Below are 16,059 nucleotides of genomic sequence, written 5' to 3' on the forward strand. Positions count from 1 at the left end.
CGAGAGTCATCCCGGTCCAATCCATGTTACAGTCAGATCAAATTAGTACTGGCGGTTCGGCAATTCTTTTTCCGCCGTTTCTTGCGGGAATACGCCTTCTTTGGTCAAAATGCGTTTAGGCACTTCTTTGCCCGCTACGACATCTTTTACGATTTGCATCACTTGCGGCCCCATCAGAGGGTTGCATTCGACAATCACGTTGATTTTGCCATCTTTCATTGCTTGGAAAGCGTCCTTGGTTCCGTCCAGAGAGATGATGAGAATATCTTTGCCCGGCTTAATGCCTGCTTCTTCAAGGGCTTGGATAGCGCCCAGCGCCATATCGTCGTTGTGCGCATACAGCACGTCCATTTTGGTGTTCTCCGCCTTCGCGGATTTGATGAACGCCTCCATGACTTCCTTCCCTTTAGCGCGCGTAAAGTCGCCGGTTTGGGATTTTACGATTTTCAGGTTAGGGTTATCTTTAATGACTTCTTCAAAGCCTTTTTTACGGTCGATAGCCGGTGCGGAGCCAGTCGTTCCTTGCAGCTCAACAATGTTGATCGGACCCTTCTGATCCTTCACTTTGCCAAGCAGCCATTTGCCCGCGTTGCGGCCTTCTTCTACGAAATCGGAGCCAAGGAACGTTTTATAGAGTGAGGTGTCTTTGGAATCTACCGCACGGTCGGTCAGCACGACCGGAATGTTCGCATCCTTCGCTTCTTTCAAAACCGTATCCCAACCGGATTCAACAACCGGGGAAAAAGCGATAACGTCCACCTTTTGCGCAATATAGCTGCGGATCGCCTTAATTTGGTTTTCCTGCTTTTGCTGGGCATCGGAAAACTTTAGATCAATTCCCGCTTCCTTCGCCGAATCCTGAATCGACTTGGTGTTCGCTGTCCGCCAGCCGCTTTCCGCACCAACTTGCGCGAAGCCGAGCGTAATTTTTTTGTCGGCCGGCTTAGTCGCCTCGGCTCCTTTGGCTGCCGTGTCCTTGGTCCCGCTTGCCGGTGCGCTTCCGCACGCCGCAGTAAGAAGCATCGTTGCTGCCATCAAAACGGCAGCGCCTGATTTCCACATCTTTTTCATTCGTTAAACCCTCCTTATGGTTCACCATCGTTTGGCGTAGCTTCATTTTAAAACGCTTTCAACTGCGAATGAATAGAATCCATTCTGAATAAATTAGACTCTTATTCGGTTATTTGCGGCGGCGGGGACCAAAATATTGTTTTTTTACGAATCAATTTGAATTTTTTCACGTGTCTAGCTGGAGAGACCCGGAATACCCCTCCATATAGCGGGTTGCAAATAAAAAAAAACGCCTACGTGCAGTCCGGCGACGTCATCCCGCTGGAGATCGAAAACAACGATCTGATCCTCTGTTTCGGCTGGATCCGCCCCAAAAACAAACATTTATCCCGAGCTGCCCAAGAGTTCGTCAAAGTACTGAAAGGCATAATTGAAGAACAAGGATTTTAGCTGGCGGCCTAACACGCTGAGCGCGAGCGCAGGGCGGCCCGACGCGGACGGCTAAGTGCGCTATTGCGTGGGGGGGCGGCCGACGCGGACGGCTAAGTGCGCTATTGCGTGGGGGGGCGGCCGACGCGGACGGCTAAGTCCGCTATTGCGTGGGGGGGGCGACTGACCAGGACGGCTAAGTGCGCTATTGCGTGTGCGTGGGGACGCGTGGGTAACTATTCTTTTACCTCCCAGAAACCGGGGCTGCCGTTTGTGAAGCGGCTCGCTAGCCGTAAAACCTGCAAAAGTGCAGGCTTTTTCGGCAAAAGCGGCTCGTTTGGAGGAAAAGCCTGCGATAGTGCAGGAATTCCCGCTCCAGATAGAACTGAGCCCCGAATTCGGCGAAAAAAACTGCATATTTGCAGGAATTTATCGCTGCAAGCGCATCTTGGGGCAAAAGGATGCACTTTTGCAGTTTTTTTTCGCAAGGCCGGCGTTGTCCTGGCCCCAACAGCTTTTCGACGGCCGGCCACTCGGCACGGCGCGAATAAATAAGGGGTGACCCAACCCCTAGGTCACCCCAAAACTTATAAATGGTTAAATAAGCCTCATTTTATGAGGCTTCAGGTCTGTTGAGAGATACATCTTAGAGCACGCATCCCCGCCCCGCGCCTCTTTTGCACGGGATGCGTATCTGATGCAGGGGACACAAGGCAGACTGACAGGGAAAAACCTGCGAAAGTGCAGGTTTTTCATCGGAAATCGGCTTATTTTGGCGAAAAACCTGCAAAAGTGCAGGAATTTTCGCTGAAAGTGAGTATGAGCCTATGGGTTCGGCGAAAAGCCTGCACTATTGCAGGAATTGTTCGTGGACGGCGATCAAGGACGCAAATTCATGTATTTTTGCAGGTTTTCTTCGTGCAGCCGCGCAAATTATGGTTATCTCTTCTAACGTGTGGTTTTTTCCACAGCCTGCACAATTGCAGAAATATTTTGCGGTCAGGGTAGCGTCAGCGGGCAAAAAGCTGCACTTTATACGAAAATAGAACGCAGCAGACCTGAATATCTTCATTCTATGGAGTGACGTCACGACGTCATGGGAGTTTTTGCGGGCATTTTTTGCAAAGTGCATGGCAGATTGTAACGATCGGCTCTGGTTTTTCTCAATATTTGCGGTTTTCAATCTCACGGGCGGCGGTCCCTTGGGTGAATACGCCTTCCTTTACCACGATCCGCTTCGGCAAATTTCTTCCCGCCACAAGCTCACGGACAGCTTGCATTAAAAGCGGTCCGAACAGCGGGTTGCACTCCACCGTGCAGTTAAGCTTGCCGTCCAGCAGCGCTTGAAACGCTTCTCTCCCCCCGTCCACCGAGACAATAACGATGTCCTTCCCGGGCCTCAAGCCGACGGCCTCCATCGCTTCCATCGCACCGAACGCCATGTCGTCGTTATGAGCGAACAACACCTGGATATCATGACCATGCTGCTGCAAAAAACGCGTCATGACCTCCTTGCCCTCTTCTCTCGTAAAATTGCCCGTTTCGCTGGCGATGATTTTCATATTCGGATTATCCTTTATGACTTCCTCAAAGCCCCGCTTCCGGTCCAAAGCCGGCGCCGAATTTTCCGTGCCGCGAATTTCCGCAATATGAATCGGTCCGTTAACGTCCCTCATTTTGTCAAGTACGTATTTGCCGGCTTTGCGGCCTTCTTCCACGAAATTAGAGCCAATGAGCGTGACATACAGAGAGTGGTCCTGTACATCTACCGAGCGGTCCGTTACGATGACAGGAATGCCGGCCTCCTTCGCTTCCTTCAGCACGCTGTCCCAACCGGTCTCCACGACGGGTGAAAAAGCAATCACATCTACTCCTGCCGCAATATACGAACGAATCGCTTCGATTTGTTTGTTCTGCTGCTGTTCAGCATTCGAAAATCTCAAATCGATGCCTGCCTGTTTGGCGGCGTCTTGAATCGATTTGGTATTGGCGTTTCGAAAACGGCTTTCCGAACCAACCTGCGAAAACCCCAATACGACCGGCCTCTCCTCTGCCGCGGGAGCTGTTGTCGTACTGGAATCCGTTTGAAGCATGACGGGAGTCTTCGCAGGGCTCTCCTGCGGTCCGGGCACAGATGAACAAGCACAGAGAAACACGAACAAAAGGATGACCGCCTTCCCCCAACGCTTATGCACAAATTCACCCTCCTTCCTGAAATGAAGACTCACGAATTTTACTTGATGCTCTTGAGCGACTGGTGCGTAACAAAAGTCGGCTCTAACTGATTCAGTTCCGGCACCGCTTTTCCGTCGCAAGCGTCGTTCAGCAGATTGACAATCATATCTCCCCAAGCCTCTTCCTGCTGCGACATCAAAGCGGTAATCTGCTTGTTCGCAACTCCGTCCAGCAGCTCCGGCGAACCGCTGGTCGTAACCGATAATTGGCTTAAGCCCTTGGCTTTCCAGACGAGGATAGCCGCGGAACCCGCCAACGAATCCAGCCCGACATAAGCCTCAAAATGCGGATGCGCGTCTATCATCTTTTCCAAATTGACGATCGCTTTATCCAGACTGTCTCCGTTCGTTCTCAGCTCAAGGAGCTGTATATCCGGCAGTCTGGCCAAATAATCTTTGAAGCCTGCAACCCGCTGCTGAATGCTGGAAAACGAGGCAGTGCCCGTCTCGGCAATGATCATGCCCTTTCCGCCCAAGGCGCGATCGATATACGCAGCAAGCATACGGCCGGCCTCGTAATTGTTGACTCCTATGAAGGCGGCGCGTTTGCTTTGCGGAGCGTCATTATCGAAGCAAATGACTGGAATGCCGGCGTCAACGGCTTTATTAATGTAGGGCTCCAGCGCGGCGGCGTTCACCGGACTGATTGCAATGCCGTCGACATGCTGCTTGATCAAATTTTCCATCATCCGGATCTGCTGCTCGAGATTGGCTTCATCCGGCGCCTTGACAATAAGCTCAGTACCGAGATTGCGGGAGACTGCCTCCGCCCTGCTCGTCACCACCTTATGAAAAACATCGGCTGTCGAATAAACGATGGCGAACGTCCGCCCCGGCTTCTGCACTTCAACGGCGGATTCCTTATGCTCCGGACCGGCAGGCGCTGCCGGCTCAAGCCCGCAGCCCGCCGTCAGGCTCACGAGGATGCAGCATAGAAACAGGAATGCCATATTCCTATAGCGAGTCCGCATGGCCGTTTCCTCCTTCACATGGCTACGCCTGATTACGAAATGCTTTGGTTGTGACGCCGGCGATTTTTTTAAATACCGAATTAAAATAATGCGGATCGCTATAGCCTACCATGGCGGCAATTTCATATGACTTGGCGTTTGTCGTTTTGAGCAGTTCCATCGCCTTCTTAATGCGGGTTTTAATTAAATAATCAATAAACGTTTGCCCGATTCCTTGAGAAAAAATCCCGCTAAAATGGCTTGCGCTTACGTTCACATAAGCCGCAACAACCTGCAAGGAAATATCCGGATTGTCAAAGTTTTTATCGATGTAATTTTTGGCCTTGGCAAGCAGCTCGCCGTATTTGTCCGTAATGCGGTCACGGTGTTTAAGACCGAGCGCAAGTACAGAGACAGCGCAGGCCCGCACCTCCTCCAGCCTATTGCTGATCAACAGCGCTTCCTCCACCGCGGCCATCTCCGACAAAAAAGACTGCACGTCTCCATTGGACTCGTGGATAAACGCAGTTACGGCTGCAATCATATCCAAAATGAGATAATGCCAATAAAACTTGCTTTCAGCCTCCGTATGATCGCCGATACCTTGTATGTAACCGCAAACAAAACTGTCGATCTTGGAGACATCGCCCATTTTCAAAAAATTGGGCACTTGATTGCGGTCGTAACCGGCCAATCCTCCTTTATCGATGCTGACAATCGGACGGTTGCGCAAAAAATAATGGTAGCTTTTATTTCGTTCCGCTTCGGAAAATGAGACCGCGATTTCCTGGACGCGCCCTCTGACCGTTCCTTTGCCGTGATAAAGCGTGCCGCCAAGCCGCTCCTCCAGCAGCTTCAGCTTGCGGATAAAGCTTTGGGCCGCAAACTCCACATGCTCCGGATCGTCTCCTTTTAAAATCCACACATGTTCTTTTTTACTGCGCCTCATATGCAAATGGTCCGCCATGTCGCGCATCGCTTCTTGAAATAGCGGATGCGTCTCAACGCCGCCGGGCATCTCCGCAAGCACCACGAGATAATGCTTCGCAATCAGACCGATGCCTAATGTCTCGGCGGCATGAATAGCCTCCGCTGTCGGGATGGAGCCGGAGCACAAATCGATCAGCAATTGCTCTCTGACCGTTTCCTGATTGATGCTGGCTTTCAGCTGCAGCAGCTCTTTCTTTTTCAACTCCTCGCGCTCCATATCGATTTTGGCTGCAACACTTTGAAGCACTTGGATCAGCTCCATCGCATTGATCGGTTTCAGGCAATATTCCTCCACCCCGATCCGCAAAGCCTCCCTTGCATAGTTGAATTCGTCATGACCGCTCAAAATAATGATTTTGATCGCCGGCATCTTCTCTTTCACAATCCGGCTTAACTGCAGCCCGTCCATAAAAGGCATTTTAACATCGGTCAGCAAAATATCCGGCGCCAGACTTTCGATTAAAGGAAGCGCCATTTCGCCGTCCGGCGCGTCACCGCAATACACAAATCCCTCCTTTTCCCACTCAATCCGGTTGCGGATGCCTTCTCGGACAAGGACCTCATCATCCACCAACAACACTTTTTTCATCAAATTCTCTCCTTATCGGTATGCTCACGAACACTGTCGTGCCAAAGCCATATTCGCTTTCGATCCGAATACCGTACGGATCTCCGTTATAAAGATTGATTCTTTGATGCACATTGATAATCCCAAACCCTGCCGGTTGAGCCTGGGTATGCTTACTCTCGGCAAGCAGCTCTCTAAGCTGCTCCTGCTTCTCTTTCGTCATGCCCGCGCCGTTGTCCGAGACTCGCAGCTCAATATTGCCGTTCGTTCCATAGCCTCCTGTAATGCGAATGCAGCCCTTGCCCCGCTTGTTTTTAATGCCGTGGTACAAAGCGTTTTCGATCAGCGGCTGAAGCGTCATTTTCAAAATAAGGCAGCCCAGCACATTGTCCTGCACATCGATCTCGTAGTCGAGAATGTCCCTGTACCTCATCTGCTGGATCGTTAAATAGTTGGCGATATGATCCAATTCCTCTTTGAGCGTAATCTCATCTTTACCTTTACTTAATGAAATCCTGAAAAAAGTTGCAAGCGCGTTCACGATGCCGATGACTTCTTCGCTTTTTTTATTTTCCGCCAGCCAAATAATCGAGTCCAGCGTGTTGTACAAAAAATGCGGATTGATCTGGGCCTGCAGCGTCCGCAGCTCCGCGAGCTTCATCTGTTCCTGCTCTTTCATGCTGGTTTCGATCAGCAGCTTGATTTTGTCGAGCATCGTATTGAAGCTGACGCCCAAATCAGCTATTTCATCCTGCCCTCCGCCGGGCACTTTGGCATCCAAATAGCCTGACGCCGCTTGGCGCATCTTATTTTTCAAATACCGGATCGGACGGATCAGCCGGTTGGACACATAGGCATAGAGCGAAATAGTAAACATAATCGTGAAGATAACGCTGACAAAAATGAGCGTTTCAATCTGTTTTGCATCTTTGATCACTTCCTGCAAAGGCACTTCGCCGACGACCTTCCAGCCCGTCAACTCCGAAGTCGTATACACAATAAATTGCCTGCGTCCTGCCACCTCACGAATGTCGTTGCCCGAAGCCGCTCCCAATTGTTGCTTCGTTAAGCCCACAGCGGCACCGGCTGATTTCATACTCTCAGGCAGGATGATCGGCTTCCCCTGCGGGTCCATGACGTAAAAGAAGCCGCTGTCGCCCATCTTTGTATTGTTGCAAAAGTTTTCGATGACCGACACATCCAAGTTCATCACCATAAATCCGATGACTTCGTCCGTAATCTCCTGTTTTACCGTCGAGACGATCGATATTAGGGGAGGATTATCCTCCTCCGCCCGGTCCAAATTGCTGATCCCCCGCGAACCGGCAGGCGGTATGATAAGCACCTCATCACGATGGGCCAACAAGCTTTTGAACTCCGGATAAAGAAACGGGTCCTCATCGATTTGGAAAATGCCCTTTTTCTCGCTAATCCCCTTGCCGTACCTGTTAAAAAGTATAATATTCGTCAGGCCGTTGCTGAACCGGTACGTATCCCGATACAGGCTGAACGTTTTTAATATATCTTTAGCTTCATCATAAGTTTCGCTTTGAATCAGCAGAAACCGCAGTACATTTGAGTTTTTGCTAATGTCCAAAAATTTGCGGTTGTCCGAAAACAGCACGTCGATATCGTTTTTCAGATGCTCCGCCACAAGCTCTGTCGTGGCAATGCTATGCCTGGAAACGGTATTATACGATTTGGTGTAACTGATAATCCCTACGACAATTAAAGGGATGGCGGTCAGCATCACAAACATGACTAACATTTTCGCCCTCAAACTGGAGGATATCCAACGAAACAATCTCATGAAGGTACCCCCGGGTTTCATCGTTCTCGCCCACCAAATTAAAGCGCTTGCAGTACTCCTTATTGTAATCTTTTTTTGATGCTTAGAAAATAGAAAATGATTCGAAAATGTTTTGATTTTTTGTGGCAGCCCAATTTAAATCCAGGTTTTCAAAATGGTATATGTATGAAGAAATTTACTGTAGTATGGTAAAATGATTTCGAGGAGTTGATACACCGATGGAATTTATGCGCACGATCGCAGAGGAGAAAATCCTGAAGTCCATCCGTCGCGGGGAATTAAACAATCTGCCGGGCGCAGGCAAGCCGCTTCCCCCTGATGATCTGGAGAACGTCCCGGAGAAGCTTCGAATCGGCTTCAAGCTGCTCAAAAATGCCGGGCTCATTCCCGAGGAAATGCAGCTTCGCAAAGAAATGGTAACGCTTGGCTACCTGCTCACCGTCTGCCGGGACGATTCCGAGCACACAAAGCTTCAACGTGAGTTGTCGGCCAAGAGGCTCCGCTACCAATCACTGATGTCCGAACGGGGATGGCCGGCATCGGAAGCGTTTACCGAATACGAGCGTCAAATCCAACAAAAGTTATCAGACAACGGTGAATAATACATAAGCTGTAACAGGTTTTAGAACGAATGTCGAAAATGAAAAATAGCCCGCACCATCAAGGCACGGGCTTGCGACATTGAAAACCTAAGCATCGGCTGCGCAGCGGAAGCCCATATTTCCTGACGAGCTATCCGGCATATTCTGGCTGCGGGCAGCCACACGGTATCGGTTGCAGTAGGATTTGTGGCATAAATAGGAGCCGCCGCGCATCACACGGCTCGTCCCTTTCGCCGGACCGATCGGGTTCACCCGCGGCCCGTTCAAGTGAAAGGTGGGGCTGAACCAGTCCGCACACCACTCCCAAACATTGCCGGCAGCTTGGTACAGTCCGTATCCGTTCGGTTCGAAGGATTGCACGGGCGCCGTCCCGAGAAATCCGTCACTGGCGTTGTTTTTTTCCGGGAATTTCCCCTGCCATATATTGCACATGTGCTTGCCGCCGGGTTTAATCTCATCTCCCCACGGATATCGCTTCTGAACGAGTCCTCCCCGCGCGGCAAACTCCCATTCCGCCTCCGTCGGAAGCCGTTTGCCGGCCCATCTGCAGTAAGCTTGCGCATCGTTCCAGGAAATATGAGTGACCGGGTGGTCGAGCCTGCCTTCAATCCCTGAGCCGGGCCCTTCCGGATCGTGCCAACTGGCGCCTTCGACTGCCAGCCACCAAGGCGTTTGCCTGGGCGCACCTAAAATTTTGACTCCGGCTTCGGGAACAAACAGATGAAACACGTACGACCAGCCAAACTTCTCCGCTTCCGTCGAATACCCGGCAGTGTCTGCAAACTTCTTGAATTCCGCGTTCGTTACCGTATACGGATCGATGTAGAACGGATCGATGGTGACGGCCCGCACCGGACCTTCTCCATCCGAAGGAAAGCCTTCTTGATCGTCGGTCCCCATCAGAAACTCCCCGCCCGGCAAATAAATCATATCCTGTTTGGCCGGTTGTGCGGCGGGAGTGGCGGGAGCAACCTGGTTTCCCTTATCCTCTTTGTCCACTCCGCCGGAGTTGATCGTCAAGGAAGCCTCCATTCTGGAAACGGAGCAGCAAGAAGGCTTTATCGGATCTGTCATAGTTATGGCCTCTCTTTCTAACGGGTGAAATCGACAAATTTTCTATACTTCTCCGTCCTTTGATCCGCAATGACGCCTTTCCAATTCAGACCAAAGGCAAAATCATAGCGATTGCCTGCGGAATCCGCATAACACTCCATATCATGGGGAACATCTTCCTTTTGTTCTTCAACCGTACTCATATCGGCCGGCATCTGCATCGGAAGCAGCCCGGAAGGTTCCGTTTCACCCGCTACAATTGCCAAAATAGCTTGATCCTGGACGCCAAAGTTCACTAGAATGGAGTCTGCTTCTTTTTCAAATTCAGCAACGACCGCCGGGTTCGATAATAGCATCGATACGATGACCGGTTTTCCCTTCATAACTTTTCTGGTTTGCAAAACAAGATCAAGATCGGTGGAGTTGGTTGCGACCACGGTTTTGCCTTTGTAGGAACGATTGAGCACTTCCCGCGGATCCCCTGCAATACTCGTCTCTCTGGCTTGTGCAGCGGTATAAGGTCCATACTGGAGACTGACCGGAACATAGCCGTTCCCTCCTGCCTCACGGTCCTCTTTGCTGTAACCGCTGCCCGAATTAGGGCCATGTATGAAAACAAGAGCGAAATCAGCCTGATCAGGTTGATCCGTTATGTTAAAGTATTTCTTTACGACATCCAGATTCACGGGATTATCCACTTTTCCTTCGATCCGGTTGCCGAACCAATCGGTTTGAGCCGGGAAATACCGCTTCGGTATATACACGGTTTTGCCTTTCGCCAGAGGAAGAACATGATCTTTATTTTTCAGCATGACAATCGATTTCAGCTGAGCCTGGTATCCTTCTGCCATAAACTCGGGGCACCCAACGACGGCTGCACTTTCTTCCACCTGGAGATAAGGATTTTCGAACAGCCCGAGGCGGAAAATGTTTTTGAGCAAACGGACAGCCGATTCTTCGAAACGCTTGCGCATGAAGCTTTCCCCGTGTTCCTCGACTCCCTTATGGTAAGCTTCGATTATGGGACCCGCTTCATTGTTGCCTCCAAACTGATCCACGCCGGCCATCAGCAGTTTATAATGTCTTTCGGTCACCGTTAATTGTTCCACGCCCCAAGGTTTACCCGCAAACTGATCCACAGTTTCGGGTTCATCCGCGGTGATGAGCCAATCGGTACAAACAACGCCATCGTAACCATATTTCCGGCGAAGTAAATCCTGGATCAGATAAGAGTTGTAAGAATTCCCTACATTCTCCCCATTGGCTGTATCCTGATTGAACGAAATCGTATAATAAGGCATCACGGCGGAAGCCTTTGCTGTTTTGCCGGATAGCTGAAAAGCGCCGTCCACAAAAGGAATCAGATGTTCTTCAAAATTATTTCCTGGATAAACTGCATATTTCCCAAAACCCCAGTGCGCATCCCGCCCACCTTCACCGGATCCTCCGCCAGGCCAATGCTTGACCATAGCGTTTACACTATCGTAGCCCCAGCCTTCACTGATCTCCTGCTCTCCCGCAGAAGTTTGGAATCCATCCACATAAGCACGGGCCATATCCGCCGATAGCTTGGGATCTTCGCCGAACGTCCCGCTAAACCGATACCAGCGAGGATCAGTCGCGATATCCACTTGAGGCGACAGGGCGGTTGCGATACCTAAAGCCCGGTATTCCTTCGAGGCAATTTCTCCAAATTTTTCAACCACTTCAGGATCGAATGCGGCCGCAAGCCCCAAGGTTTCCGGCCACATGGAAATCGTTCCGCCTGCACCTTCATTAAATTCCTTGCTTGAATCGGAACCGTGTCGGGGATCGGAACTATTATTCGCCGGAATTCCCCAGCCAATACCTTCTGCCAAAGCTTGTACCTCATTATTCCAACGAGCGGCAGCCTCCGGGCTTTCAACGGTAGTGACGAGTATATGACGGAGATTATCCTCAGTTAAAAACTCGATTTGCTGATCTGAAAGATCCCAAGCCTTAGCTCCGCTTTCAGCAAAAGGTTTTCCGCCGTAGGTGCTGTCAAACTGCCCTCTCTTTACAGCTGGAACCGACTGATGGCGGCTATACAACATAAGACCGGCTATTTGCTCAACGGTCATCTTCGAGGCCAAATCGCGGGCCCGCTCCTCTGCGGATAAACGCCAGTCTTTATAAGGTTCTAGTTTTCCGCTTTTATTCAAGTCCTTAAAAGCATGCCCTTCGAAATTAAGGATTCCGATTCCGGAAGTTGTCGAATATCCTAACGTAGGTCCTTTTTCATTTTTCACATAGTTAATCGCCAACATGTACACCCTTTCTAAAAATACTTCCGTGTGCCTAATGCCCGGCCATTCTTTGTCCGATTTTCTTTTGAACGGCTGCAGCAATCTGATTCGTTTCTTCCGGAAACTCGCTCGGGTGCCTGCGCTTTAATTCCTCTACATGGTGGCCTCTGCCTGTTTCTTCCAACCGCTGCATGTATCCTTTCAGATACCCTCTGGCATGGAAAGGCCCGCCTTCCTTCATCACAGTCCATAAGGGGTCCGTATCGTCACCGGAGCGGCGCATCATCTCATCATGCCACTCGTTCAAATAGTAAACGGCTTCCATGCAAATCTCTTTGTGTTTTGCCGCCACATTATTTTGCTCATGAGGGTCTTCCGCCAGGTTGTACAGCATCTCTTGATCAAAGAGATGGAAGCCGTCATGATAGGTTCTGATGTAAATCCAGTCACGGAAACGGACACTTCGCTGCACGACATGGGCACATTGCGATACAACCAGATAGTCCCGTCCGCAGTCTGTCCCTTCTTTAAGCACCGGAGCATAGCTTGCGCCGTCCCAATCCGGCATCGCCGGGGTACCCAACATCTCCGCCACCGTAGGAAGCAAATCCAAATGGTAATGAAGATCTTCATTCACGATTCCCTGCTTCATTCCCGGCCAGCGGATAATCATCGGCAACCGGCAGGTCCCTTGATCGGCGGTGCCATGCTCCCCGTAGATGCCGAGCTGCCCCATATTTTCGCCATGATCGGCGGTGATAATAATGATCAGATCCTCCATGACACCGTGGTTCTCAAGTGCCGCGACTAAACGTCCGATATGCTCATCCATATAGCGGATTCCGCAATCATAGCCGTCGATCATGGTTCTCATTCCATCCATGTCGGCAATCTCCCCCGGATGACGCGGGAAATGAGGAGCCGTCTCATTGTTAAACGTTTTGTTGCGGAAATCAATATTTAGTTCATGGACCGAATGCGGACCGACTTTTTGCTTATGCTTCTCCAGAACGTCCTCCGTCAGCCAATCAGGCAGCGGATCATTCTCAAACGGATTTCCGTAATCCATAGGTACACGATAAGGGGTATGCGGGTCCCAATAATTGATATACAAAAACCAGTCATCCTTCTGCGCATTTCGCTCGATCCAGTCAAGAGCTACCGGCGTGACATGCTCTGCCGATTCATTGCCATATCTTCCGGTATTGATAATCTCGTTAAAGCCTGCATAAAATCCGAAGGTGGAATGGCGCTGGGCAAACGGACTAATTAAAACGGTATTCATGTCTGCCATCAGCTGCAAATAAGAAGGGAACGAACCTCCGCGTGTAAGCTTCCCCATCAATTCCCGCTTGCTGCCTTCGGGCTTCATGTCTCCCGCTGTACCGCCATGTCCGACCAAACCGTTGCGAATCCCGAATTGGCCGCTCATGAGCGCTGTCCGGGAAGGAGCGCAAGGGGCATCCGAAGTGTAATAGTTGGTGAAACGAACCCCTTCACTAGCTATTTTGTCAATATTGGGAGAAGTATTCCGATGATACCCGTAGCAGCTTAAATGGTCGGGACTGGTAGAATCCAAGTCCAGAAATAAAATTCTCATTTACTTTCGTCCTTTCTTATTTAAGATCCGTTTTGCCCTATATCAGCGATCTTTCTTCCGACGCTCTGCGAATCGCTACAGATTGGCGTTCAATAATTTGAGGAGATAATAAAATTTGCTTATCGTAATTTTCCTTCTCATTTATATAATTGAACAGCAGTCCAGCGGCTTCAACGGCCATTTGGTAAACGGGCACATATACGCTTGTAACAGCCGGGAAGCATTGTTCCCCATCTTTATAGTGATGTTCTTCCGTTATAATCGAAACATCCTCCGGAACGCGCATCCCGATATTATTCAAATAATTGATGGTAGGCTGCACCTTGCCAATGTCCCTGATCATAAGCGCTGTCGGTTTCTCATTCCGCGAAAACACTTCTGCAAGCACTTCGATATGCGCGTCAAGGTCACGCCTGCTTTCTCGGATTTCCACTTGCAAAAGCGGGTCTTTTCTCCACTCTTTGTATTGAGTGACGAATGTGGAGACTTCCGACCTGACGAAATTAAATATCGCTATCTTTCGATGATTCCGTTCATATAAATAATCCAGTGATTTCCAGATATTTTGTTTGAACTGTGCGTACACATTCAACCCGCGGTCCGAAACGAGCCTTTCCCCAATATAGACCATCGGCGCTTCGCTCTCGATCAGCTCAAAGAACGAGGAATTTCTCAATGGAGCACTTCCGAACAACAGCCCGTCAATTCTTTTTTGTTTCAAAAAGGACGTATACTGCGGGAGACATGCGCCGGATGCCAGCTTATCCTCTTCACAGGGTTCGTTAATAAGGAGCAAGTGATATCCTTGCTCCATAACCTTTTCAGTAGCTCCCCTTATAAACTCCATGGGATAGGTCGAAAATCCGTGCTTCGAACTAATAAAATGAGGGAAATATAATCCGATCAGCATAGTTTGGTGCTTCGCCAGGTTTTGAGCGGTAATGCTCGGAACGAACCCCAGCGTCTTCATAGCCTGATCTACCTTCGTTTCCGTTTTACGGCTAACATACCCGCTTTTATTGAGCACTCTTGATACAGTAGAAATGGACACGCCCGCTAATTTTGCCACATCGTAAATAGAAACTTTCATTTTTCCAACCACCAAAACCTTTTTTCATTCAGTATATCAAAAAAAGGCATTAAGCATGGAGTTCCGCCGTTGTTGAATGCTCTTTTTTTGTTAGGGAAGTTTGAAAAACTTCTTGCGGGATTTTAAAGTATCTTAAGGCTATTGCGGTGCCAATGTAGGCCACAAGCGGAACCCCAGCATATAAGTACAGAATGACTTTAAGCACCTCGGGACTCTGTACCTGTCCGGCCACGTAACCGACAGCGCCCAAGATCGCTCCCGTCAAGCTGCCGCCAAGGGCCGATCCGAGCTTATTCACGAACGTACAGGCGGAAGTAACCGTTCCGGCACCTTCAACTCCGGTTTTCCAATTCCCATATTGCACACAATCGGGAATCAATGCCCATACGATCGAACCGCAAAATGTACCAAGAACCTGCTTCAAAATCGTCGCGATTAAAATAACGGTCACATTATCAGTAGGAATCAGCATCATGATTAAGGTCGGTACGGCCGCTGCAAGACTACCGTAAAGGAATACATTTCTTTTACCGATCTTCCTGGCTAAATACGGGGTAAACGCGTAGATCGGAAGAGATAATATCGTGCCCCACAGCGAAATTTGGGAATACAGTTCCATATGATTTACATTGTACTTCCAAAAGTAAAGAGATACCGCGCCATTGGTTGTCGTTGCCGTCAAGTTCATGAAAAAGGATAACATCAAGATCAATAAAGGCTTATTTTGCACAATCAAGCTCAACTGTTTCTTGATGGGAGGATGCTGATGCTGAGTACTCTTCCGATCCGCCGTCATATCATGGCGTTTAACGCCATTTGCACAAATCCAGAAAGAAAGCGATGCAATAATGGTAAGAATAAATACGGTAACAAACCATCCTTGTTGGCCTGTTCCGAAAAAAGCAACCATCGGGAGAACCCCTGCGTTAACGATGAGGCCTGCCGGAACTAGCATAAATTGCTTGGCCATCGTAATCGTGGTCGTTTGATTCGGATCTTTGCTCATGACCGCCGTCAGTGAATGGTAAGGAATGTTAACAACGGAAGACATGAACGAATAGCATAAATAAGTGAGAGCTGCGTAGACAATTTTGCCCGTTGGGCTCAAATTCGGCGCTGTGAACATCAAGATCATTACTGCCGCCAGCAGCGGTGCCCCAAAAATAAGATAAGGCCGAAAACTGCCCCACTTCGTTCGTGTACGGTCGGTGAGCATTCCCATAATGGGATCGAATATGGCATCAAGGAGCCTAACCCCCAGGAACAGCGACCCTACTGCGACCGGGGATACTTTGAAAACATCCGTATAAAAATACATGAGAAACGATAGCTGAATGTAGAAAAATATGTTAGAGCCAAGTCCGCCGAAAGCATATTGAAAAATTTCGCTTTTTTGGGCAAGTTGCAGCTTACCGGTGCTCATGGTTATTGTCCTCCATATTGGGCATTATATTT

12 protein-coding genes are annotated in these 16,059 nt (G+C 49.5%); 2 read left to right on the top strand and 10 right to left on the bottom strand.

Annotation, left to right across the window (positions count from 1 at the left end):
• Positions 1–42 precede the first annotated feature (42 nt).
• On the bottom strand, positions 43–1,071 hold the full coding sequence (locus tag AC0LWT_RS00205; RefSeq protein WP_474679211.1) for an ABC transporter substrate-binding protein: 1,029 nt from the start codon (positions 1,069–1,071) through the stop codon (positions 43–45).
• A 213-nt stretch (positions 1,072–1,284) separates the two neighbouring features.
• Between AC0LWT_RS00205 and AC0LWT_RS00210 the strand changes: the two genes are divergently transcribed.
• A complete protein-coding gene (locus tag AC0LWT_RS00210) occupies positions 1,285–1,461 on the top strand; it encodes a type 2 periplasmic-binding domain-containing protein (protein WP_474679212.1) in 177 nt (58 codons plus the stop codon).
• Between the two features lie 1,142 nt (positions 1,462–2,603).
• Here AC0LWT_RS00210 and AC0LWT_RS00215 read toward each other — a convergent pair.
• From AC0LWT_RS00215 to AC0LWT_RS00230, 4 genes are read right to left on the bottom strand one after another with little or no spacing between them, the layout of a single operon-like run.
• Positions 2,604–3,635: an ABC transporter substrate-binding protein gene (locus tag AC0LWT_RS00215; protein WP_474679213.1), complete on the bottom strand. Its 1,032-nt coding sequence runs from the start codon at positions 3,633–3,635 to the stop codon at positions 2,604–2,606.
• A 38-nt stretch (positions 3,636–3,673) separates the two neighbouring features.
• Entirely contained in the window at positions 3,674–4,645 is a 972-nt protein-coding gene (locus AC0LWT_RS00220) for a sugar ABC transporter substrate-binding protein (protein ID WP_474679214.1), read from the bottom strand.
• A gap of 22 nt (positions 4,646–4,667) precedes the next feature.
• Positions 4,668–6,203, bottom strand: coding sequence for a response regulator (locus AC0LWT_RS00225; protein ID WP_474679215.1), 1,536 nt, complete (start codon positions 6,201–6,203; stop codon positions 4,668–4,670).
• Positions 6,178–7,992, bottom strand: coding sequence for a cache domain-containing sensor histidine kinase (locus AC0LWT_RS00230; protein WP_474679216.1), 1,815 nt, complete (start codon positions 7,990–7,992; stop codon positions 6,178–6,180). The genes AC0LWT_RS00225 and AC0LWT_RS00230 overlap by 26 nt, the downstream gene beginning before the upstream one ends.
• Positions 7,993–8,210: 218 nt before the next feature.
• Between AC0LWT_RS00230 and AC0LWT_RS00235 the strand changes: the two genes are divergently transcribed.
• Positions 8,211–8,594 carry a DnaJ family domain-containing protein gene (locus AC0LWT_RS00235; protein ID WP_474679217.1) on the top strand — a complete coding sequence of 128 codons (384 nt, stop codon included), beginning with the start codon at positions 8,211–8,213 and terminating at the stop codon, positions 8,592–8,594.
• A gap of 87 nt (positions 8,595–8,681) precedes the next feature.
• On the opposite strand, the gene AC0LWT_RS00240 is transcribed toward AC0LWT_RS00235, so the two are convergent.
• The 5 genes from AC0LWT_RS00240 to AC0LWT_RS00260 are packed head-to-tail and all read right to left on the bottom strand — an operon-like array spanning position 8,682 to position 16,027.
• The gene (locus AC0LWT_RS00240; protein WP_474679218.1) at positions 8,682–9,668 is read right to left on the bottom strand and encodes a formylglycine-generating enzyme family protein; all 987 of its coding nucleotides are present in this window, start codon (positions 9,666–9,668) and stop codon (positions 8,682–8,684) included.
• A gap of 17 nt (positions 9,669–9,685) precedes the next feature.
• On the bottom strand, positions 9,686–11,935 hold the full coding sequence (locus AC0LWT_RS00245) for a glycoside hydrolase family 3 protein (RefSeq protein WP_474679219.1): 2,250 nt from the start codon (positions 11,933–11,935) through the stop codon (positions 9,686–9,688).
• A 31-nt stretch (positions 11,936–11,966) separates the two neighbouring features.
• The gene (locus AC0LWT_RS00250; RefSeq protein WP_474679220.1) at positions 11,967–13,514 is read right to left on the bottom strand and encodes a sulfatase family protein; all 1,548 of its coding nucleotides are present in this window, start codon (positions 13,512–13,514) and stop codon (positions 11,967–11,969) included.
• 37 nt (positions 13,515–13,551) lie between these two features.
• Positions 13,552–14,604: a LacI family DNA-binding transcriptional regulator gene (locus AC0LWT_RS00255; protein ID WP_474679221.1), complete on the bottom strand. Its 1,053-nt coding sequence runs from the start codon at positions 14,602–14,604 to the stop codon at positions 13,552–13,554.
• Positions 14,605–14,653: 49 nt separating this feature from the next.
• The gene (locus AC0LWT_RS00260; protein ID WP_474679222.1) at positions 14,654–16,027 is read right to left on the bottom strand and encodes an MFS transporter; all 1,374 of its coding nucleotides are present in this window, start codon (positions 16,025–16,027) and stop codon (positions 14,654–14,656) included.
• Positions 16,028–16,059 lie beyond the last annotated feature (32 nt).

Source organism: Paenibacillus sp. sgz302164 (assembly GCF_056120505.1).

Excerpts from the sequence above, each read along its gene's own strand:
- AC0LWT_RS00205 (WP_474679211.1), bottom strand. The coding sequence starts at position 1,071 with ATGAAAAAGATGTGGAAATCAGGCGCTGCCGTTTTGATGGCAGCAACG.
- AC0LWT_RS00220 (WP_474679214.1), bottom strand. The coding sequence starts at position 4,645 with ATGCGGACTCGCTATAGGAATATGGCATTCCTGTTTCTATGCTGCATC.
- AC0LWT_RS00225 (WP_474679215.1), bottom strand. The coding sequence starts at position 6,203 with ATGAAAAAAGTGTTGTTGGTGGATGATGAGGTCCTTGTCCGAGAAGGC.
- AC0LWT_RS00230 (WP_474679216.1), bottom strand. The coding sequence starts at position 7,992 with ATGAGATTGTTTCGTTGGATATCCTCCAGTTTGAGGGCGAAAATGTTA.
- AC0LWT_RS00235 (WP_474679217.1), top strand. The coding sequence starts at position 8,211 with ATGGAATTTATGCGCACGATCGCAGAGGAGAAAATCCTGAAGTCCATC.
- AC0LWT_RS00240 (WP_474679218.1), bottom strand. The coding sequence starts at position 9,668 with ATGACAGATCCGATAAAGCCTTCTTGCTGCTCCGTTTCCAGAATGGAG.
- AC0LWT_RS00245 (WP_474679219.1), bottom strand. The coding sequence starts at position 11,935 with ATGTTGGCGATTAACTATGTGAAAAATGAAAAAGGACCTACGTTAGGA.
- AC0LWT_RS00250 (WP_474679220.1), bottom strand. The coding sequence starts at position 13,514 with ATGAGAATTTTATTTCTGGACTTGGATTCTACCAGTCCCGACCATTTA.
- AC0LWT_RS00255 (WP_474679221.1), bottom strand. The coding sequence starts at position 14,604 with ATGAAAGTTTCTATTTACGATGTGGCAAAATTAGCGGGCGTGTCCATT.
- AC0LWT_RS00260 (WP_474679222.1), bottom strand. The coding sequence starts at position 16,027 with ATGAGCACCGGTAAGCTGCAACTTGCCCAAAAAAGCGAAATTTTTCAA.